20 protein-coding genes and 1 other RNA gene are annotated in these 20,269 nt (G+C 45.9%); 10 read left to right on the top strand and 11 right to left on the bottom strand.

Annotated features, from left to right (window positions below):
- Positions 1 to 3: 3 nt before the first annotated feature.
- The 6 genes from tilS to Q0Y65_RS01560 form a co-directional block, all read right to left on the bottom strand.
- On the bottom strand, positions 4 to 1,344 hold the full coding sequence (gene tilS, locus Q0Y65_RS01585; protein WP_297956005.1) for a tRNA lysidine(34) synthetase TilS: 1,341 nt from the start codon (positions 1,342 to 1,344) through the stop codon (positions 4 to 6).
- The gene (gene dnaB, locus Q0Y65_RS01580; protein ID WP_297956002.1) at positions 1,341 to 2,696 is read right to left on the bottom strand and encodes a replicative DNA helicase; all 1,356 of its coding nucleotides are present in this window, start codon (positions 2,694 to 2,696) and stop codon (positions 1,341 to 1,343) included. Before dnaB ends, tilS begins: the two co-directional genes overlap by 4 nt.
- A 12-nt stretch (positions 2,697 to 2,708) precedes the next feature.
- Positions 2,709 to 3,155, bottom strand: coding sequence for a 50S ribosomal protein L9 (gene rplI / locus Q0Y65_RS01575; protein WP_297955999.1), 447 nt, complete (start codon positions 3,153 to 3,155; stop codon positions 2,709 to 2,711).
- A 26-nt stretch (positions 3,156 to 3,181) separates the two neighbouring features.
- A complete protein-coding gene (locus tag Q0Y65_RS01570) occupies positions 3,182 to 5,149 on the bottom strand; it encodes a DHH family phosphoesterase (protein WP_297955996.1) in 1,968 nt (655 codons plus the stop codon).
- A 22-nt stretch (positions 5,150 to 5,171) separates the two neighbouring features.
- Complete coding sequence (locus Q0Y65_RS01565) at positions 5,172 to 6,815, bottom strand: ribonuclease J (RefSeq protein WP_297957045.1); 1,644 nt, start codon at positions 6,813 to 6,815, stop codon at positions 5,172 to 5,174.
- 686 nt (positions 6,816 to 7,501) lie between these two features.
- Entirely contained in the window at positions 7,502 to 8,743 is a 1,242-nt protein-coding gene (locus Q0Y65_RS01560; protein WP_297955994.1) for a sodium:alanine symporter family protein, read from the bottom strand.
- Between the two features lie 117 nt (positions 8,744 to 8,860).
- Here Q0Y65_RS01560 and Q0Y65_RS01555 point away from each other — a divergent pair, with 117 nt between their 5' ends.
- The 3 genes from Q0Y65_RS01555 (at position 8,861) to rnpB (ending at position 11,145) form a co-directional block, all read left to right on the top strand.
- Positions 8,861 to 9,313 (top strand): PH domain-containing protein, encoded by a 453-nt coding sequence (locus Q0Y65_RS01555; RefSeq protein WP_297955989.1) that lies wholly within the window; start codon positions 8,861 to 8,863, stop codon positions 9,311 to 9,313.
- Complete coding sequence (locus tag Q0Y65_RS01550) at positions 9,303 to 10,766, top strand: PH domain-containing protein (RefSeq protein ID WP_297955987.1); 1,464 nt, start codon at positions 9,303 to 9,305, stop codon at positions 10,764 to 10,766. The genes Q0Y65_RS01555 and Q0Y65_RS01550 overlap by 11 nt, the downstream gene beginning before the upstream one ends.
- A 32-nt stretch (positions 10,767 to 10,798) precedes the next feature.
- Positions 10,799 to 11,145, top strand: an RNA gene (gene rnpB, locus Q0Y65_RS01545) — RNase P RNA component class A.
- Between the two features lie 35 nt (positions 11,146 to 11,180).
- On the opposite strand, the gene Q0Y65_RS01540 is transcribed toward rnpB, so the two are convergent.
- The 3 genes from Q0Y65_RS01540 to Q0Y65_RS01530 form a co-directional block, all read right to left on the bottom strand.
- Positions 11,181 to 12,044: an AraC family transcriptional regulator gene (locus Q0Y65_RS01540; protein WP_297955984.1), complete on the bottom strand. Its 864-nt coding sequence runs from the start codon at positions 12,042 to 12,044 to the stop codon at positions 11,181 to 11,183.
- A 38-nt stretch (positions 12,045 to 12,082) separates the two neighbouring features.
- On the bottom strand, positions 12,083 to 12,334 hold the full coding sequence (locus Q0Y65_RS01535) for a hypothetical protein (RefSeq protein WP_297955981.1): 252 nt from the start codon (positions 12,332 to 12,334) through the stop codon (positions 12,083 to 12,085).
- A gap of 62 nt (positions 12,335 to 12,396) precedes the next feature.
- On the bottom strand, positions 12,397 to 13,206 hold the full coding sequence (locus Q0Y65_RS01530; protein WP_297955978.1) for a DNA-3-methyladenine glycosylase: 810 nt from the start codon (positions 13,204 to 13,206) through the stop codon (positions 12,397 to 12,399).
- A 155-nt stretch (positions 13,207 to 13,361) separates the two neighbouring features.
- On the opposite strand from Q0Y65_RS01530, the gene Q0Y65_RS01525 reads away from it, so the two are divergent.
- The 5 genes from Q0Y65_RS01525 (at position 13,362) to Q0Y65_RS01505 (ending at position 17,629) form a co-directional block, all read left to right on the top strand.
- Positions 13,362 to 14,204: a TPM domain-containing protein gene (locus Q0Y65_RS01525; RefSeq protein ID WP_297957042.1), complete on the top strand. Its 843-nt coding sequence runs from the start codon at positions 13,362 to 13,364 to the stop codon at positions 14,202 to 14,204.
- 26 nt (positions 14,205 to 14,230) lie between these two features.
- The gene (locus tag Q0Y65_RS01520) at positions 14,231 to 16,087 is read left to right on the top strand and encodes an ABC transporter ATP-binding protein (RefSeq protein ID WP_297955975.1); all 1,857 of its coding nucleotides are present in this window, start codon (positions 14,231 to 14,233) and stop codon (positions 16,085 to 16,087) included.
- A 35-nt stretch (positions 16,088 to 16,122) separates the two neighbouring features.
- Positions 16,123 to 16,815, top strand: a complete 693-nt coding sequence (locus tag Q0Y65_RS01515; protein ID WP_297955972.1) for a GTP pyrophosphokinase family protein — start codon at positions 16,123 to 16,125, stop codon at positions 16,813 to 16,815.
- A gap of 138 nt (positions 16,816 to 16,953) precedes the next feature.
- Positions 16,954 to 17,256 (top strand): hypothetical protein, encoded by a 303-nt coding sequence (locus Q0Y65_RS01510; protein ID WP_297955969.1) that lies wholly within the window; start codon positions 16,954 to 16,956, stop codon positions 17,254 to 17,256.
- A 139-nt stretch (positions 17,257 to 17,395) separates the two neighbouring features.
- Positions 17,396 to 17,629, top strand: a complete 234-nt coding sequence (locus tag Q0Y65_RS01505; RefSeq protein ID WP_037298838.1) for a YdbC family protein — start codon at positions 17,396 to 17,398, stop codon at positions 17,627 to 17,629.
- A gap of 36 nt (positions 17,630 to 17,665) precedes the next feature.
- Here Q0Y65_RS01505 and Q0Y65_RS01500 read toward each other — a convergent pair whose 3' ends face one another.
- Both Q0Y65_RS01500 and Q0Y65_RS01495 read right to left on the bottom strand, forming a co-directional pair.
- Positions 17,666 to 18,529 carry an undecaprenyl-diphosphate phosphatase gene (locus Q0Y65_RS01500; RefSeq protein ID WP_297955966.1) on the bottom strand — a complete coding sequence of 288 codons (864 nt, stop codon included), beginning with the start codon at positions 18,527 to 18,529 and terminating at the stop codon, positions 17,666 to 17,668.
- 61 nt (positions 18,530 to 18,590) lie between these two features.
- Positions 18,591 to 19,259, bottom strand: coding sequence for a Crp/Fnr family transcriptional regulator (locus tag Q0Y65_RS01495; protein ID WP_297955964.1), 669 nt, complete (start codon positions 19,257 to 19,259; stop codon positions 18,591 to 18,593).
- Between the two features lie 104 nt (positions 19,260 to 19,363).
- Here Q0Y65_RS01495 and nrdD point away from each other — a divergent pair, with 104 nt between their 5' ends.
- Positions 19,364 to 19,630, top strand: a complete 267-nt coding sequence (nrdD, locus tag Q0Y65_RS01490; RefSeq protein WP_297955961.1) for an anaerobic ribonucleoside-triphosphate reductase — start codon at positions 19,364 to 19,366, stop codon at positions 19,628 to 19,630.
- Between the two features lie 70 nt (positions 19,631 to 19,700).
- A complete protein-coding gene (locus Q0Y65_RS01485; protein ID WP_297955959.1) occupies positions 19,701 to 20,252 on the top strand; it encodes an NADH peroxidase in 552 nt (183 codons plus the stop codon).
- Positions 20,253 to 20,269 lie beyond the last annotated feature (17 nt).

The raw sequence follows: 20,269 nt of genomic DNA, 5'->3' as shown, positions 1-20,269 counted from the left end.
TCTTTATGATCGTATAAATGAAATTGTCAGAAATCTGGCTGTATCATCATCGGGGGCAACTCTGTCGGCTATGCCTATGCCCTCCGCCAGGATAGTTCCTTCATCATCCGCTGCGAAAAGAAGATCATTTCTTTTTTCGGCAGGGATCCTTTCATTGATCAGCTTTTTCACGGAAGAAGTGAAATTTCTTCCTTTTAGCTTGATTTTGTCGCCGTATTTACGGGTCTTTAAAAAAAGCCTTCCTCTTATTTTATCATAATCAAGGACATAAAATGTGGATTTTTTGTGAACAGCTTCAATTTTCTTCAAATTATCACATTCGACAATTTCACATTTTACTGTACATATATCACTGACAGTATTATCTCCGATTGTCAGCGGCTGATCAATAACAATCTCTTCCTTGTTGCCGATGGCTTTCAGTTCAATGGAACCTTTGCTCCCGACAAGGAAATATTTGCCTGATATATTGATCTTTCCGCCGTGGAGGAGTATATCGTCCGCCTCCTCGAGCCTTTTATGGGAGTAAGGAAGCTGATTCTCTGCAAGCAGCCTCGATATACAGCGCTTACGGTTAACAGAGTCATATGAAGCAAGTCCCGCGAGTTTCTGTCCCTTTCGGCACTGCTCCATGGCAGAGTCGGCAATAGCCTCCAGTGCGTTGTTTTCCTCTCGTAATGCAGCGATACTGTTAACGGATGTCTCGATAACAGAGCTGTTTATTTCCTGAAGAAGCGGGATTATCCTGTGGCGGATCCTGTTTCTTGTATAATCGTCGGAAAGGTTTGTACTGTCTGTTACATAAGGCTGATCCATATCCCTGAGGAAATCCTCGATCTCACTTCTTGTGACTGTCAGCAGGGGTCTAATTATATTATCCCTGGTGCAGGGGATCCCTGCAAGACCTTTTACGCCCGAACCTCTTGCAAGATTCAGGATTAGGGTCTCTAGATTGTCGTTTGCATTGTGAGCGGTAGCCAGTTTTTTGCCTGCGGAATATCTGGAAAAGCAGTCATATCGCATTATTCTTGCGGTTTCCTCCAGTGATCTCTGCAACCGTTCCGCCTCCTTTGGCACATTACAGCGAACCGCATGGAAGGGGATACCGTTTTCCGCACACAGACCGCGACAGAACTCTTCGTCCCTGTCGCTTTCTTCTCCGCGTATACAGTGGTTTACATGGACGGCTTCCACGTTTATTTCCAGCTTTTCGCTGAGCTGAAACAAAGACAGCAGCAGAGCGACGCTGTCGGCTCCGCCGGAGAGACCGCATACAACGGTATCACCACGGGACAGCATATTGTTTTCGCAGATGAATCTGCAGATCTTATCAAGAATTGTCATAGGCTTTCGGGGGGCTCATTATAGTCGGGATTCGAGAAACGTGTATACTGACCGTCCCATATGAGCTTTACCGTGCCCGTTTCGCCGTGACGGTTCTTGGCAACGATACACTCGGATATGTTCTGGTTCTGGCTTTCCTTATTATAATAAGCGTCGCGGTAAAGGAACAGAACGATATCGGCATCCTGCTCGATGGAACCTGATTCACGCAGGTCTGACAGCATAGGGCGCTTGTCTGTTCTGCTCTCGACAGCACGGGATAGCTGAGAAAGCAGTATTACAGGCACATTCAGCTCTTTTGCCATGACCTTCAGCTGACGGGTTATCTCACTGATGATCGTAACACGGTTATCGGATCGCGAGGTAGATTCCATGAGCTGAAGATAGTCGATTATGACAAGGCCGAGATTTTTTGTACGTCTCAGCTTTGCTTTCATCTGCTGTACAGTCATACTTGCGGTGTCGTCAATGAATAGCGGCAGAGAGCTCAGATATCCTGCGCTTGTTGCCAGTTTTACCCAGTCATCGCCTGAAATACGTCCGTTTCTCAGAGTGTTTGATTCAACGAGGGCCTCCGTGGAAAGAATTCTTGTGGCAAGCTGCTCTTTTGACATTTCCAGATTGAAGGTAACGACTTCCTTTTCAGCGCGTCTTGCCACGTTTGTGGCGATATTCATAGCAAAAGAGGTCTTACCCATACCGGGACGGGCAGCTATTATGATAAGGTCCGATTTGTTGAGACCGGAAGTAATACTGTCCAGCAGCGTAAAGCCTGTCCTTGCGCCCACATATTTTTCCTTGTCGGGACCCGATATCTTTCCGAGCCTGTCATATGCTTCGGCAATGGCCTCCGAAAGGGGAACGAGTCCGCGGACGTCCCGTCCCTGCCTGATATCGTATATCTTCTGTTCTGCGGAATCCAGAAGCAGCTGAGCATTCTGCTCGCCCGACTGGACTTCTTCAAGGATAGTTCTTGCAACGTAGCTGAGACTTCTGAGGAAGTATTTATCAGCTACTATCCTGCAATAGCTCTCGATATTCGCTGTTGAAGGAAGAAGATTGCCTATTTCCGCAAGGTAACGTCTGCCCTCGGCAGGACTTTCAAAAATATGCTGTTTTTCCGCCTCGTTGAGAACAGTCACGATATCAACAGGCAGGCTCATGGAGTTCATTTGCAGCATTATGGAATAAAGAGCTTTATGCTGCTCGTTATAGAAATACTCGGGCTTGATGAGCTCGATAACATCCGACAGAACAGTCGGATCGGAGATTATAGCTCCTAAAACGGACTGCTCCGCCTCGATACTGTGCGGCAGTTCGCGGGCGGAGAGCAGGATATCATTTTCATCCATATTGTTCACCGATCAGCCTTCGGTAACTTCCACGTCCACAGTCTCGGAAATGCCGTTATACAGCTTGACCGCTGCGGTGTAGGAGCCGAAGTTCTTGATATCTGTACTTAAAACGATTTTTTTCTTGTCTACGCTGACGCCGAGCTGTTCCGAAATTGCAGCAGCGACATTTGCGCCGGTTACAGAACCGAAAAGCTTGCCGTTAGAGCCTGCTTTTGCCTTGATAAGAACTTTTTTGCCCTTGATCCTGGCAGCCGCGTCCTTAGCGTTCTGTATATCAACGTCGATCTTGTGCTGAGCGGACGCCTGAGCGCCTTCCAGTTTGTTCATGTTCTCGGGAGTAGCCTCAACCGCCAGTCCCTTGGGGAGCAGCATATTGCGTGCATATCCGTCCGCAACGTTTTTCAGTTCACCCTTTTTTCCCGAACCTTTTACGTCCTTTAAGAAAATTACTTTCATATTTATACCTGCCTTTCGGTCTGTTTTTACTGTGAATTCTTACGGCACTCGTCTATTGCGAATATAAGTGCCTTCACGGCTTCCTCCACTGTGAAGCCTTCAAGCTGCGTTGCCGCCATTGTCTGGTGTCCGCCGCCGCCAAGCTGTTCCATGATCACCTGTACGTTCAGCGCACCTAAAGATCTCGCCGAAATATTTACAGCGCTTCCCGTTCTGTATATTACGAATGAAGCGTCCACATCGGTAATTCCCAGCAGCTCATCTGCTGCCTGGGGAGCAACGAGGCGTATATCATCGGATTTGAAATCCGCTGCGGCAATAGCGCAGTTGTTATGTATCTTTGCAGAAGCAACTATCTGAGTTTTTCTTCTGTAGGAGTCGATGGAATTTGAGAACAGGAGCTTTACGGCTATGGTGTCAGCTCCCAGTTTTTTCAGGAACGCAGCGGCCTCAAAGGTCCTTACGCCTGTTCTCATAACAAAGTTCTTTGTATCGAGCATTATACCGGCAAGGAGAGCGTCGGCATGACAGCTTGCGATCTTTTCGTCTGTACCGTAGTTGAAGTACTGTATGATCTCGGTCACCATTTCCGAAGCGGAAGAAGCGTAGGGCTCGTGGTGGAAAATAACGGCGTCATCAATGAAGTTGACAGTCTTTCTGTGGTGATCTATGACAACTACAGATCTCGCATTTTCATAGAGTTCGCGGCTTTCCACATAGTCCTTATTGTGAGTATCAACAACTATGAGCATATCGTTCTGACCGATGTTTTCCTCGGCCTCGACGGGAGTGATGAAAAGCTCTCCCTCCGTCTCGGAATCTACAATATCTATAAGGTTGGAAGCAAGACTTTTTGAGCGGTCAACAACGATGTACGCCTGTTTGCCCAGTATTTTCAGCGCACCGGCCATACCGCAGGCAGCTCCCACGGAATCCAGATCGCTGAAACGGTGGCCCATAATGAACACCCTGTCAGAGCTCATAATGAGATCCTGCATGGCATTTGCAATTATCCTTGTCTTTGACCTTGAACGCTTTTCGACGCCCTTTGAAACACCACCGAAGAAGCGGTATCCGCTGTCGGTCTTGATGACAGCCTGATCGCCTCCGCGTCCCAGAGCCATATCAAGACATTGTCTTGCGATGCTCTCGCTTTCGGAGAGCGAAGAAGCGCCCTGACCTACACCGATAGAGAAGGTGAGGGGGTATTTTCCTGCGATCTTGATATTTCTTGCGGCATCAAGAATCTTGAACCTGCCTTCGATAATGGAATTGAGATGACGGTTCTCGATTATAGCGAAGAAGGTGTTGGACGAGGTCTTTTTTATGAAGCCGTTTGTCTTGCTCATGAAATTTTCGATGAGCTTCTCGGTCTCGACAGAGGTCTGAGCCTTTTCGCTTTCCTTGGCGTTCTGCATTATATCGTCGTAATTATCTATAGTGATGACCACCACGTTGGGGTGTGACTCGTCCATTGACTTCTTCATGGCGTAATAGCTTGTTTCGTCATGGAAATAGAGAACGAGGAAGGACATATCGTTCTTGTCGAATTTTTCGGAAGTAACGTCGTATATACATCCGTTTACGGGGCAGATAGCTCTGCCGTTGGAAATGAGCGAATCTATATCGATCTTGACGAAGCCTTCAAAATCATGGCCGTATACATCCTGTCCGAGGCCTATCTTCTCGGCAAATATCCGGTTATACCAGACGAACTGCCTGTGGTCGTCGATAACGGCAACGGGAGCGGGCAGTGAATTCATGAACTCAGCGGCAGAGCTTTCAAGATGCTGATTCATTTTTGATATGTGCCGCATTGAGTTCCTTGAATAAAAGATAGTATAAATGATACAAATGAATATTATAACGGCAGACGCGAGAAACAGTACATTTACTGTTCTGTCGGCGTGACCTATCAGCAGATAGGAAGCTATCATTGTGCCGAGAGCCAGCAGATGCAGGATCATCAGGACTGCCGGGTATTTCTTTTTCACCTTAAAGCTCCTTTCGGAAGGTTCATGTCTCCATAATGATCGGGAGGATCATGGGACTGCGCTTTGTTTTCTGATAGATGTAATCAGAAAGAGCGTCACGAAGCTTGCCCTTGAGAGAATTCCACTCTCTCAGCTCGCTTGAAGAGCAGTTTGCAAGGGTATCTGACAGAAGTCCACGTGCTTCGACCATGAGTTCCTCGGATTCACGAACGTAAACGAAGCCTCGTGATATGATATCCGGGCCCGCAACGATCTCGTTGCTGTTCTTTTCGATACCGATAACGATGATTATCAGACCGTCCTGAGCCAGATGCTTCCTGTCCCTGAGAACGATGGAGCCCACATCTCCGACGCCAAGGCCGTCGACCAGTACTCTGCCTGCGGGGACCTGTGAAACGACCTTCATGGTAGCTCCGTCAGTCTCGATGACATTGCCTATCTCGGCGATGATGACGTTTTCCTTTGGCATACCCATCTGCAGCGCAAGATCGGCGTGTTTCTTCAGATGCTTGTATTCACCGTGAACGGGAATAAAGAACTTCGGCTTTGTAAGAGCCTGCATGAGCTTGAGCTCCTCCTGACAGGCGTGTCCCGAAACGTGAACCTCGTACATGGCCTCATATACGACTTCTGCGCCCGATTTCATCAGCTCGTTTACCACTCTGGTAACGAATTTCTCGTTTCCGGGAATGGGAGTAGCCGATATGATGATGAAATCCATAGGCGTAATGTTGACCTTTTTGTGGTCGTTCATGGCCATTCTTGTAAGAGCCGACATAGGCTCGCCCTGGCTTCCCGTAGTTATGAGGACGATGCGCTCGCTCTCATATCGGTTCATCATTTCGATATCGATGATAATACCGTCAGGAACATCGAGATATCCGATCTCGATAGCGGTATTGATAACGTTTATCATGCTCCTGCCGAATACAGCGACCTTACGGTTGTATCTGACAGCGCAGTTTATGATCTGCTGGACGCGGTGGATATTCGAGGAGAATGTAGCGATTATGATACGCTTGCCCTCGCCCTTCTGGAAGAGCTTGTCGAAGGAATCGCCGACAGTTCTTTCGGAATGGGTATATCCGGGCCGCTCAGCATTGGTCGAATCTGCCATAAGAGCAAGTACGCCGCGGCTTCCGAGTTCGCCGAAGCGTGCAAGGTCTATTATCTTGCCGTCAATAGGGGAATAGTCCACCTTGAAGTCGCCTGTGTGTACGATAACACCTGCGGGGGTGTGTATAGCCATACCAACCGAATCGGGGATAGAGTGATTCACCTTGATGAATTCAACAGCCATACAGCCCATTTTAACGGTCTTTTTAGGCTCAACGATATTGAGGTTCACCTTTCCGCTGAGACCCTGTTCCTTGAGCTTGCCCTCAATAAGGCCTATGGTGAGCCTTGTGGCATATACGGGAACATTTATCTTCTTGAGCAGATATGCAAGACCGCCTATATGATCCTCGTGGCCGTGTGTAATGACGATACCTCTTATCTTGTCCTGATTGCGCTCAACATATGTGAAATCGGGGATAACTATATCTACGCCGGGCATATCCGCGTCAGGGAATGCAAGTCCGCAGTCAAGAATGAATATATCGTTTGAACACTCAAAGAGCGTCATATTCTTACCTATCTCATTAAGTCCGCCGAGTGGTATGATCTTTACGGGAGTCTTTTTGACTTCCTTGGGCTTTCTTGTGCGGGCAGCAGGCTTTGCTGCGCTTGTTTTTTCGTTCTTGGAAACAGTTTCCTTTACTGTTTTCTCCTTTGGCGCAGTTCTCTTTCTGTAAGTTCTTTTAGGCGTATCCGATGTATTCTTCTTAGCCTTTGTATTTTTATCTTTTTCGTTCACTATATGACCTCACTTTCAAAAATCACAAGACTTCCGTATGAACGCTGCGGAAGCCTGAAAAAGTATGTAAAAGGGCTTCGGAATTGATGATCCTGAACTTAAAAAGGCGATAAAAAGACTGACCACACAGAAAACAGGCAAACGTACAAGCTCTTTCGATGAGCATATCCTGTTTTATTATCAATGTGATCCCGAGAATAACTGATCCGAAACCGATGGAACGCATATCGCCGCACGTTCCTGTATCTTAATGGCGATGACTCACCATAAAAGCCGTAATAATCCTGCATAAAAATACTGATAGTTTATATATGCACAGGCATAATAATTCACACTATAATTATACAAAAACAGGAGCTCAATGTCAATAGGGAAAGGGGCTGTTTTTAACATTTGGCATTATCAATAAATTTTTTGTAACCGTTGAAATAAAAGTAGGGGACGAATCGCCTTTTTTCTTTCCACATATGATTTATTGACAGTTTTAATGCCTTTTATTCGTTTGCGGTGTGCCTGAACAGGAATATCAGTCCTATAAGGTTGGGTATCATCATAGTGCCATTGAAGATATCCGAAAGATTCCAGAGCATATCAGATTTGAAAAGAGCGCCGAAAGAGGCGATAAGCGCAAATACACATACAAAGAGCTTCCGCGGAGCTTTCGGCATCAGATACAGAAATGCGGATTCTCCCGCATAATACCAGCCTATGACCGTACAAAAGGCAAAAACGGTCAGCACAGCCGCCAGCAGAGGTTCTGAAGCTCTGCCCGATACAATACCGAGAGCTTCCGATATATCGCTGCAATTCACGCTGCACAGCAGAGTTACTGCGGTGAGCGAACAGCACAGCATTGTGTCGATAAAAACCTCTATCATGCTGCTCATACCCTGCAATTGCGCTGAATTGCATTTTTCTGCGGAGCTGTGGAGCAGAGGAGAGCTTCCGAGACCTGCTTCGTTTGAAAATATGCCTCGTCTTATGCCTGTGGAGACCGCCTGTGAAACAGTATAGCCCATCGCTCCGCCTGCTGCCTGTTTTATGCCGAACGCTCCGCATATAATGTTCGAAAAAACGTCGGAAAGCCGACCTTTTTCAGTGTATATCACCGCAAGGCACAGTGCTCCGTAGATTATTGAAGCTGCCGGCAGTGCCAGCTGAGCGGTTTTGCCGATACGTTCCTTGCCGCCGCTTATTACAAGATATATCACTATGAAAAGGATCGCGGAAAGGGTAAACGAATCGACGGAGATACATTCTCTTATGCTTTCGCTCATACAGTTGATCTGTATCATTCCGCCCATACCGAACGAGGTGAAGATGCAGCATATTGCGAATACAGCGGCAAGCGCAGGGCTTCCCAAGCCCTTTTTCAGATAGGCCATAGGGCCTTTTAACGTTGCATCGCTGTATTTTGCCGAAAGAGAGTTTTCCACATATACAGTAGCCATTCCCAAAAAAGCCGAGACCCACATCCAGAATACGGCACCTGCTCCGCCTGACGCAATTGCAGCCGCTACTCCTGTGATGTTGCCCGTGCCCATGGCAGCTCCAAGGGACATACACATTGTACGCACCTGGGGACCGATATTTCTTCCTTTTTTCAGGTTCTTAAATATATAACCGAACATCCTGAACTGTATGAAACGATATCTGATCGTATACACTACTCCCGTCACAAGCAGAAGCAATACTGTCGTTCTGCCCCATATCAGTGAAGCTGCCTTTTCCAGCATAAACACACTCTTTCCGCGATTTTTCTGCTATAAAGTTTACAATTTGTCTTTAAATTATGTTTTACATTAAATGATATTTGTGCTATAATGAAAATATACTGGGAAAGGGGGCGGAGAATGAAACAATATTATCCTGACAGACATTGTCTCACTACGCTGAGACTTATGATAACAGCTGCTGTTATCATTATACTTTCAGCTGTCAGATATTTTATTCCGATAGAAAAAGTCGTTATATATACGACGGTCGGTGTTATCGCTGTCGCCTGTATCGAGATGTTCGTACATCTCCCCCTGTTTTTTTCATCCATCAGCTATACCGTCACAAGGACGGAGGTAACCAAGAGCAGCGGTGTATTTATAAAAGTCCACCAGTCGGTGAGATACTCGTCAATACAGTATACAACCATAATCAGCAGCCCGTTCTCACAGTATACAGGCTTTAATTTTATAATATTCTTTGTCTACGGCGGACAGCTCAGACTGCTTTTCCTCAAACAGTCGGACGCAAAGGAGATAATCAAGATATCAGGCAGTATAGACATAAAGGGGGATAAGTATGTACCATGAACACCCTCTGAAAATACTGAAGTATTCCGCAAAGAACATCTGGCTCCTTATTTTTCCTCTGTTAAGAGGCATATACACCTATCATTTTGACAAGAACTGGTTTTACAGCTGGGTCAGGGGCGCATGGTTCGATATAGCCGTTCTCGGAGCCATCATTATATTCGGACTGGTCAGGTGGTTCTTTTCAAGGATCGATTTTACCAATGATGAGCTTGTCCACAGAGACGGCGTGTTTGTAAGAGTTAATACCTATATTCCCTTCAGGAATATCAGCTCCGTAACTGTGGAGCGGCCTTTGTACATGGTGCCTGTAAGAGCGATGAGATTCAGGTGCGATACACGCGCAGGCATATTCAAGACCGTAGACCTGAAGCTTCTTGTAAGCAATAAAACAAGAAAAGCCATAATGGAACGTATGCCCGATATCAACGATCAGCAGAAAATAGAGGGTATACCTCAGCCTACGGCGCTTTCGATACTGCTTTTCTCCGTTTTCTTTTCGAGCGGTTTTTCGGGAACGGTCTATCTTGCCACTTTTTTCCTCAAAGGCGGCGACATTGCCTATGACATTATCAGCAGATCGCTCAATATCATTACTGCCGAAACGGCAAAGATAACGGAGAAGCTGGTACTGAAAATACCTACGGCCGCTATATTCATGGGTGTATTCTTCATAGCCTCCTGGTTCGTATCCTTCCTTGTCAATCTTTTCAGATACGGCAAATTCTCCATAGAGTGCGATAAGCACTGCATGAAGGTCGGATACGGCATACTCGACCGTAAGGAATACCGCATAAAGAACTCCCATATCAATTATACCGATCTCAGACAGAATCTGATAATGAAGCTTTTCGGCGCCGTAGCCGTCAATATAAGCTGCGCGGGTTATGGTTCGTCCAAAAACAGGCTTCCCGTGCTTCTGCCCGTTAAGCATGAAAAGAGCCTCGGCAAGAACCTACAGGTTATAGGCATATACAGCGGTATACGGAACAATTTCTGTGCTCAGCCTGCGGGTATCGGCTCATATCTGATGATACCGCTGCTGGTAGCAGCGCTGATAGTACCTTCCCACGATTGGGTCGCAAGACTTTTTCCACGATTTGCAGAGCTCTCATTCTTTGCTGCCGTCATGTTTGAGATACCGGCTGTGTGGTTTATAATCGTAAAGTTCGTGGCTCTCCTGACAAGCGGCGTAGCGCTTTACGACGATAAGATAATGATAAGGTGTTCCGCGTGGACACGTTTCCATACTGTAGTATCCGATCGCAGAAAGATCGTGAAAATGGAGCTTGAGCAGAATCTTCTTCAGGCTCTCAGCGGACGCTGCGCCATGAGCATATGGTTCGAGGGGGAGGAGCACAAGCGGTTCAAAATCAAGGCCATGAAGGCTGATGAAGTACGGAAAATAGCGGATATACTTGGGTATAAGCTGGCAGAGAAGGTCAGAGCTTGACTTTTTATCAAAAAAATGATATCATTATCAGGTGAGCAGACTATGCGGTAGCGGAAACGCTTTAGTTTACGAGGAAAGTCCGGGCATCACAGAGCAGGGTAGCTGCTAACGGCAGCCGAGGGCGACCTTAGGGCAAGTGCAACAGAGATATACTGCCGTCTTTACGGCGGCGATGGTGGAAAGGCGAGGTAAGAGCTCACCAGAGTGCTGGAGACAGCGCTGCTATGTAAACCCTATCCGATGCAACGTCTATTGGTGCCTGTTATCTCAACGTCGGCTCGGCGGATAACAGGTAATGACGGCTTCAGCTTATCGGCGACGATAAGCGTAGATAAATTACCGCACACGACAGAACCCGGCTTATCGGTCTGGTCATAAAAAAAGAGAGCTTATGCTCTCTTTTTTCTTTATATGTCAGTCTCTCCACATTTTTCTGTATGAAAAGCAAGTGAGATTCTCGGTCTTTTTGAACTGCCTTGCAAAATAGCTCTGATCGTTGAATCCGCAAAGATGCGCTATCTCCTCAACGGACTTGTCCGAAAAGCGCAGCAGTTTCTTTCCGTAGTTGATGCGGGCGGTTATTATATGCTGGAAAATGGTCTTACCGTAGATCTTCTTGTATTCACGGGTCAGATAGTATTTGCTTATGTAGAATTCCGATGACAGCTTTTCAAGAGACAGATCCTCGTTGAAATGGTCGTCGATGTAGTTGTGTACAGCCGCAAGCTTCTGTTTCAGTGCAGAATCGTACTGCTGCGCAGTGTTGTTAACGGTCAGGGAAAGGGTGAGAAGATCCACGATGAGCTTGGAAGTGGTGATCTCCGCATCGGGGAGCTTTCTGTCGTTTATATCGATTATCTCGGATATTGCCGAGATGACTTTGTCGAAAAACGGCGGCCTGAACACATTTTTTGACTGCGATATGAAATAATCGTAATACTGCTGAGAGGTGCTGCCGTTAAAATGTATCCACATAAGCTCCCAGGGGTCGTTTGCGGAGCTCTTGTAATAATGGGAAATACGGCAGTCAAGGAAGAAGCAGTCGCCCTTTCCGAGAGGATATGTCTCGTTTCCCACAGTTACCTCGCCTCTGCCGCTTATTACAGCAGCGATGAGGAAGGATTCAAGGTTGTGACGCTGAGTTGCGGCTGCGTCTTCGGTTTTCAGGCAGCCTGTCTCCTGTATATAAAAGAATGTATTCTTGGCGGCAGGACTCGGAGTGCATATCAAGCGCTTTGACAGCCTGTTCCTGAAGCCGTTGGTCTCATGCTTATCCATATAAAACTCCTGACAAACAGCATATTGCTGTTATTGTATCAAAATATGCGTATGAAGGCTGCCACTGCAGCGGCAGCAGCTGTTATAACTATGATAATTTTCTTTGCAGACCTTTTCCGGGTACTGCTGTTCTGAGGTGTGACAGCGGAATAAAGTCTTTCCGCTTCCCTGTGGGAAACAAGGTCGGGAACAATCGTTACCTCCGGTCTCAGATAGAATACAGCTCTCTCGAAATAGATACTGTTCGGATCGTTGACTTCTACTATTCTTTTGTTTACACCTTTTAACATAATGCCTCCCAAAAACTTATTTATCGGGAGTATTGCCTGTTCGGCGGCGTTTATTCAGCATGTCAATGAAGATTTCTTATGTAATGGAACAGGTATTGCTGGGCAATGCCTGCTTTTTCGGCGGCAAATTCGGGGAAACCGTCGGGGTAGTACTCTGCGAGGACTCTCTTTATCCAAACATCCTTGGGAAATGCATCCGTTCTGTACATACCGAACAATAGCACACATTCTGCCACTTTCGGTCCCACGCCCTTTATCTTTTTCAGTTCGTTCCGTGCGTCATCTATGGGCAGTTTTGCTATCTCATCGAGCTTTGTAATGCCGCTGTGAACCTTGTCGGCAGCGTCGGCAAGGTATTTTGCTCGGAAACCGCTGCGGAGATATCCAAGTGAATCGGCAGTCTCTTCTGCGAGTGCATCAGCGTCGGGAAAGCAGCCGTTATAATGCTCGCAAAGGCGGTCGATTATGCCTTTGATACGCGGTATATTATTGTTCTGGGAAATAATGAAGGAAATAAGGCACTCCCAGCTGTTCTGACGGAGCAGTCTTATACCGCCTGCGAAGCTGCAGGCCTTTGCAAGGGTCTCGTCCTCGGAGAAACAGCGTTTCAGTTCCGAATAGTCCGTTTCAAAGTCGAAATAATCTATCCACTTTGATATGAAATCGTTTTCGTCGGTATCGTGGAATATAAAGCTGCCTTTATCAGTCTGTGATATCCTGAGGCTGTCATTCAGGTAAGCTCCCTCATAGGTGGAGATATGATCCGATGGGATCTTTTTCCAGCGGAATGCCTGTCCGCAGTCGAGGGTCTCATCCAGATCAAGGTCAGGCTCGTAAACAATAATATCATTTCCCTGAACTCTGTAATCCATATTGGCGCTCCTTTTCTGAAAATTATGTAAGAAATATGTGACTGCACTTGATTTTTCAATTAAATTATACTAAAATATAATAGTAAATACAAGAGCAGGGAATGATTTTTTTGAAAAAATTCATATCTTTTACAGCAGCAGTAACTGCTTTGGCAATGATATTGTGTGGTTGTACGGCAAAAAACGACGGTAAGAAGCATGACGAATCGGTGGAGGCCACAAGTCAGCCCTTTACCGAGCGCGTTGTTGATACGGCTGACGGCAGTTATGTATATGACAAGGCAGGTCTGCTGAACGCAGACGATCTGAAAGCCTGCAATGATTATGCGGGCTGGCTCTATACCGAGAAGCTTATAAACGCCGCAGTTGTCACTACAAATGACCTTGGCGGAAAGTCTCCTTCGGATTTTGCCCTCGACGAGTACAACAGGATATATGAGGGCAAGGGCAGCGGCCTGCTTGTTCTCATAAATAACGACACAAACGAAGACTTTATCTGGAGAACCGGCTCATGTCTGTCGGAAATAAGCCAGGCGTCAGAGAGCAACGCGATATACTGGTCTACAAAAGAGATCATCGGCGGCAGCTACAGACGCGGTATAATGCGTCTGCTTCAGCTTGGAGAGCTGTGCGGCGATCATATCGTTGATAACGCTCAGGTATTTGAGTTCGATGAGCTGACTGTCCTGGATAAGGCAATGGGTTCATGTAAATACGATCTGACTTTACTTGCTTCGAGGAACGGTTCCGATACGCCGAACGAGGATATACTGAAATCGTATTATACGCGAAAATACAGTGACGGCAGCGGCATCATGCTGATGATAGACGCCAACAAAAAGAATATGATCGCGTATTCCGGTGACAAGCTTCCGTGGGAACTGGAGAAGGCTCTGAAGCCGGCAAACGAACTGGCGGCAAAGGAGGATTACTCCGGTGCAGTCAATAAGGTAATAGAAGCGCTTGACGGAAAAGCTGCATCTTTGAAGAAGACATAATAATCTTTATTAAGGAGATGATCTCTATGCCGCCTGTAGGTGGACCGAGAGGAATGGGCTATCTTACCGATGAGGAGAAAAAGAACCGCCCTAAGGTGACCAAAGCCCTTCTGAAAAGGATTTTTTCCTATCTGAAACCGTACTGGAAGCAGATGATCGTGGTGCTTATCGCCATTATAATTTCTTCCACACTCTCACTTCTTCCGTCGGTTCTGACCGGAAAGATCATAGACGAAGGCCTTATCGGCAGAAGCCTTAAAAAACTGATATTTTTCATAGTTCTGTCCCTTGCCGTGACTCTCGGAGCAAATCTTATCGGTGTGCTCGAGAGCTACATGAATACATGGATAGCTCAGCATATCACATATGATATGCGCAATAAAATGTACCTGCATCTTCAGAAAATGTCCCAGAGGTTCTTCACTTCAAACAATCAGGGCGATATCATAACCCGAATGACCAGCGATATCTCGGGAGTCCAGCAGATAATCACCAATACTCTTACAAGCATACTGTCAAACTCGATAACCCTTATTGTTGCAATGATAGTAATGTTCCGTCAGAACTGGATACTTGCTATCGTTGGCGTGCTTGTTGTGCCGCTTTTCGCCATACCAACAAGAAGCGCCGGAAAGACCCGCTGGTCGATCACAAAGGAGTCTCAGGCCTGCAGCGACGAGATAAACGGCATACTCAACGAGACCATGTCCGTGAGCGGACAGCTCCTTGTTAAGCTTTTCGGCATGGAACAGACCGAGTACGAAAAGTACGAAAAGGTCAATCATAAGATGATAAAGCTGAATATCCGTGAGGGTATGGCAGGACGTTGGTTCAGAGTCGCTCTGACGACTTTTTCCAGCATAGGCCCCATGCTTATTTACCTTGCAGGCGGTATTCTTATGATGAAGTACGATTCAAGCCTGACAGTCGGTGATATAACCGTGCTCGTTGCACTTCTCGGCAGGATGTACGGCCCCGTGAACCAGCTTCTGAATATACAGGTGGACTGGATACGCTCAATGGCCATGTTCACAAGAATATTCGAGTATTATGATATGCCCGTTGAGATCGAGAACGCACCCGATGCCATAACGCCCGCGAAAGCTCCCGAAGGCGAGGTAGAGTTCAGGAACGTAGGCTTCTATTACGATAAGGAGCGCCAGATACTCAGCGATATCAACTTCAAGCTTGACAGCGGCAAATGTATTGCGGTCGTAGGACCATCCGGCTCAGGTAAGAGTACCCTTGTAAATCTTATCCCAAGACTATACGATGTGACTGCTGGAAGTGTGCTTTTTGACGGTACGGACGTAAGAAAGCTGGATCTTGAGTATCTCAGAAAGCATATCGGTATAGTCAGTCAGGAAACATATCTGTTTAACGGTACTATACGTGAAAACCTACTATATGCAAAGCCTGACGCGACGGAGCAGGAGCTTATCGAGGCCTGCAAACAGGCTAATATCTACGAATTTATTGAAAAGCAGGAAACAGGCCTTGACACAGTTGTAGGAAACAGAGGTCTGAAGCTTTCCGGCGGCGAAAAACAGCGTATCTCCATAGCAAGGGTACTGCTGAAGGACCCTGCCCTCATGATATTTGACGAGGCAACATCTGCCCTTGACTCCATATCCGAGCAGAAGATACAGGACGCCATCGAGCCGCTTATCTCTTCCCGTACAAGTATTCTTATAGCTCACCGTCTTTCGACCATCCTTGCCGCAGATGAGATACTTGTCATCAAGGACGGCGTTATTTCGGAAAGAGGAACGCACAGTGAACTTGTCAATAAGGGCGGTGTTTATTCGGAGCTTTACAAGACCCAGTTCAGCAAGGCGGGAAATGATACGGAACGCTTTGATTATACGGAAGGCGAGGATTGATCGCCGCCAATAATACAGAAAGGAAGGATACATATATGGACGAAAAGGAATTTTACATGGAAGCATTCGACAATCTGCCTGCACTGGCAGACAACAACGAGTCGGTCAAGGAAACGTTCTCTCATGTTTTTTATGATTTTCTTCAGCTGTCGCATTTATATGACTCGGCCATAGAGGTCGTGAAGACATACCTGAACATACTCGATAACGAATTCAGTGTGAAGTTTCAGCGAAATCCCATACACAACATTGAAAGCAGACTGAAATCCCCACAGTCCATAATCGGAAAGCTCCAGAAAAAGGGGCTGCCTCTTTCGACGGAGGCTGCAAGGAAAAACCTGCTTGATCTTGCGGGGATACGAGTGACCTGCTACTATATAAGCGACATATACGCAATTGCGGAAATGCTCAGCAGGCGCGATGATTTTACTGTCATCAAACGCAAGGACTATATAAAGTCTCCCAAGCCGAGCGGATACAGAAGCTATCATATGATACTGAATGTGCCTGTATATCTTTCTACTCACAAGGAATACGCTCCCGTTGAGATACAGATAAGAACTATAGCAATGGATTTCTGGGCAAGTCTTGAACATCAGCTCAGATACAAAACATCTGCAGAGCTCAGTCCCGACATATCGGAGGAGCTTCGTGAGTGTGCCGAACGCATTGCCGAGACGGATATGCGAATGCAGAGGATTTATATGCAGATAAATGATATCGAATAAGAAAAGCTCACCTTTACAGGTGAGCTTTTTCGTCATATTATTACTCAAATTCTTTGTTTTTACAAAAAAATCCCCGTTCACACGGCTGCTGCGCAGTGATATAATATATGTAATACAAAAGCTGAAAGGAGAAATAAAATGTTCGGGATCGTTAAAAGAAACAAGCGGGAGGTGCTTGACAGAACGCTGTATATGGAAATATTCGGCGACAACAAGGTGGCATACAGGGTTCTGAGCAGCAGAATGACGCTTTTCGGAGATGAGGTCATTACATACGGAATTGAGGTATATGACCATAAAAGCGGCCAAAGAGAATGTATTGCTGATTTTTCAACAAATATCGAAGAAGCGGTGGCTTTTGCGGAATCGCTGATAAACAACAGGAGCTGTCCGAGGCAGCTTTACAGCAGAGCTCTCGGTTATCTCAGCGTATCAATATGATATACGGAGCAGGTGCGGGGGGGATTTTGTATGCGGATGATGTATTTTTCCTGTTTCTGCTTGCTTTTTTTAAAATAATATGTTATAATAATGACTTGTAATGGCTGATAAGCCGATTTTTTGAAAGGAGCTATGGGAAATGGCAGAATTAAAATATGAAATTACCGAAAAAATAGGAGTGCTCTCAGAAAACGCAAAGGGCTGGACCAAGGAGCTCAACATGGTAAGCTGGAACGAGCACGAGCCTAAGTATGATATAAGAGAATGGTCGCCCGATCATTCGAGAATGGGAAAGGGCGTGACCCTTTCTGCCGATGAGCTTGCCGAGCTCAAGGAGCTTCTTGCGGGCATAGATCTTGATTCGTTTGAATAATAATAATAAAAAAGCAGCTCATAGAGCTGCTTTTTGCTATTTTATTGCTGCTTTTACGCCAAAGTATATAAGTACAAGAACGCCAAGCACTATCCTGTACCAGCCGAACACCTTGAAATCATGCTTTTTGATGTAATCCATAAGAAATTTTATAACAAAGATCGATACAAGGAAGGCAACAACCATGCCTGTCAGCAGAACTGCAAGCTCGCTGCCTGTGAAGTCAAAGCCGAACTTTACCAGCTTCAGCAGACTTGCACCGAACATAACGGGGACAGCAAGATAGAATGTGAATTCAGCAGCAACAGTCCTTGATACTCCTATAATAAGAGCGCCTACTATTGTTGCGCCTGAACGTGAGGTGCCCGGGAATATAGCTGCGATAAGCTGGAATACACCGATAATGAAAGCCGTATTGAACGTGAGCTCCGCAATGGTGTTGATCTTGGGCTTTTTGCCCTTGTTCCAGTTTTCAACGATAATAAATGCCATACCGAATACTATAAGTGCAATTGCAACAGTCCACGGGTTGTAGAGATGTTCGTCTATCCAGTCATCAAGAATAAGGCCTATGACTGCTGCGGGAAGACAGGCAACAAGGACCTTGAACCACATGATGAATATATCCTTCTTTATCATCTGTCCAAAAGGCGATTTGTTCAGCGGATGAGCATTGTTCTTTTTGCCGAAGGGCCACAGCTTCTTCCAGAATATAACGACTACCGCAAGAATTGCGCCGAGCTGAATCACAACATCGAACATTTCCTTGAATTCGTCGGATTTATCGAGATCAAGGAACTCTCCTACAAGAATAAGATGTCCTGTGCTGCTAATGGGAAGCCACTCGGTTATACCTTCAACTATTCCGAGTATTATTGTTTTGATTATCTCCCAGATCATATGTATTATGTTCCTTTCAGTTAAAATACAAACTTCATTATATCACATCTGAGCTGATGTGTCAATTATCGGCGTCATGATATCTTATAAGCTTGAATTTCCTTTTTGAAATAGTGAGGATTCCTGATTTTTTCAGTCTGGTTATCTCTCGCTGTAAAGCACTTCGGTTGACGCAGAGGTAATCGGACAGCGCTGTAGTTGAAAACGGTATCTGAGGAGATTTTCCGTCGGGAGTCTTTTCCTCTATTATACGCAGGCAGCTTATAAGCTTTTCCTCTATGGAACGCTGGCTGAGGACCTCTATCCTTTCATTGAGCGAAATTGCTTTTTCAGACATAAGTTCAAGTAAGTTTTCAACGACTTTTGAGTGGCACTGACAAGCATTTTCACATCTTTTGGTTATTTCGGAGCGTCTTACAAACATGATCTCGCAGTCTGTCTCTGCCATGATCTCAATACCGCTTCTCTGTGAGGCAGTAAATGTGAAGTAAACGCCGAAAACACTCTGCTCCTCCAGAGATTCCATTATAGAACGCACTCCGTTTATATCATATCTTACCATAACCGCCGTACCGCAGAGAACAATGCCGAGCTTATCGGGATTATCGGAGTAGTCCATTATCCTGCTGCCTGACTTGAACTTCTTTATATCCGCATTAAAGCAGCTTATCATGCGACGGCAGTCGCTTTCATCTATGCCTTTGAACAATATGTTATTCTCGGGTAACATAAAAAACTCCTCCTGTGTTGCATATGCAACAGATTTTTCACATTCTTTATGATACAATATATTCAGACAAAAGTCAATACTATTCTAATTGGAGGTCAATCATCATGAAAGTAAATGTAATTGGCGAGCAGCTTTCTCAGAATGAGATCGACGCATACATCGACTACGGCAGACAAAAATACAGCGACCGTGAGATCATCGGTATGACTGTTAAGACTGACGGAGACTACGTTGATCTCCAGTATGATTTTGCAAAGGATATCCCTTTTGACAGGATCAGAAGGATCACAGGCTATCTTGTCGGTACACTTGATCGTTTCAACAACGGAAAACGAGCTGAGGAACACGATAGAGTAAAGCATTCAGTATGACAGTCTGATGCAGGAGGATATTTCTGACTGTACGGACTCAGATATTATCAAAAAACGGAGGTATTCAATCATGAAAAAGTATGTATGTCCCGTATGCGGATATGTTCACGAAGGAGATGCACCGCCTGAGAAGTGCCCTCAGTGCGGAGTTCCCGGATCTAAGTTTATCGAAAAGGAAGCAGGCGAGAAGCTTGTTTTTGCCTGCGAGCACGAGCTCGGAGTTGCAAAGGCTGTAACGGATCAGGAGATTCTGGACGGACTCAGAGCTAATTTCAGCGGCGAATGTACAGAGGTCGGTATGTACCTTGCAATGGCAAGAGTTGCTTATCGTGAAGGCTATGCGGAAATAGGTGCTTACTGGGAAAAGGCTGCTTTTGAGGAGGCTGAGCACGCTGCCAAGTTTGCAGAGCTTCTCGGTGAGGTTCTTTCTTCTTCCACAAAGGAGAACCTTGAAAAGAGAGTTGCTGCCGAGCACGGTGCTACAGAGGGCAAGCTCAAGCTTGCAAAGAGAGCCAAGGAGCTCAACCTTGACGCTATCCATGATACAGTTCATGAAATGGCAAAAGATGAGGCTCGTCACGGCAAGGCATTTGAGGGACTTCTCAAGAGATATTTTGGTTAATGATACATATTAAATGG

The sequence above is a fragment of the uncultured Ruminococcus sp. genome (assembly GCF_947301925.1).
Classification (GTDB): Bacteria; Bacillota; Clostridia; order Oscillospirales; family Ruminococcaceae; genus Ruminococcus.
This window is presented reverse-complemented; position numbering and strand designations above follow the sequence as displayed.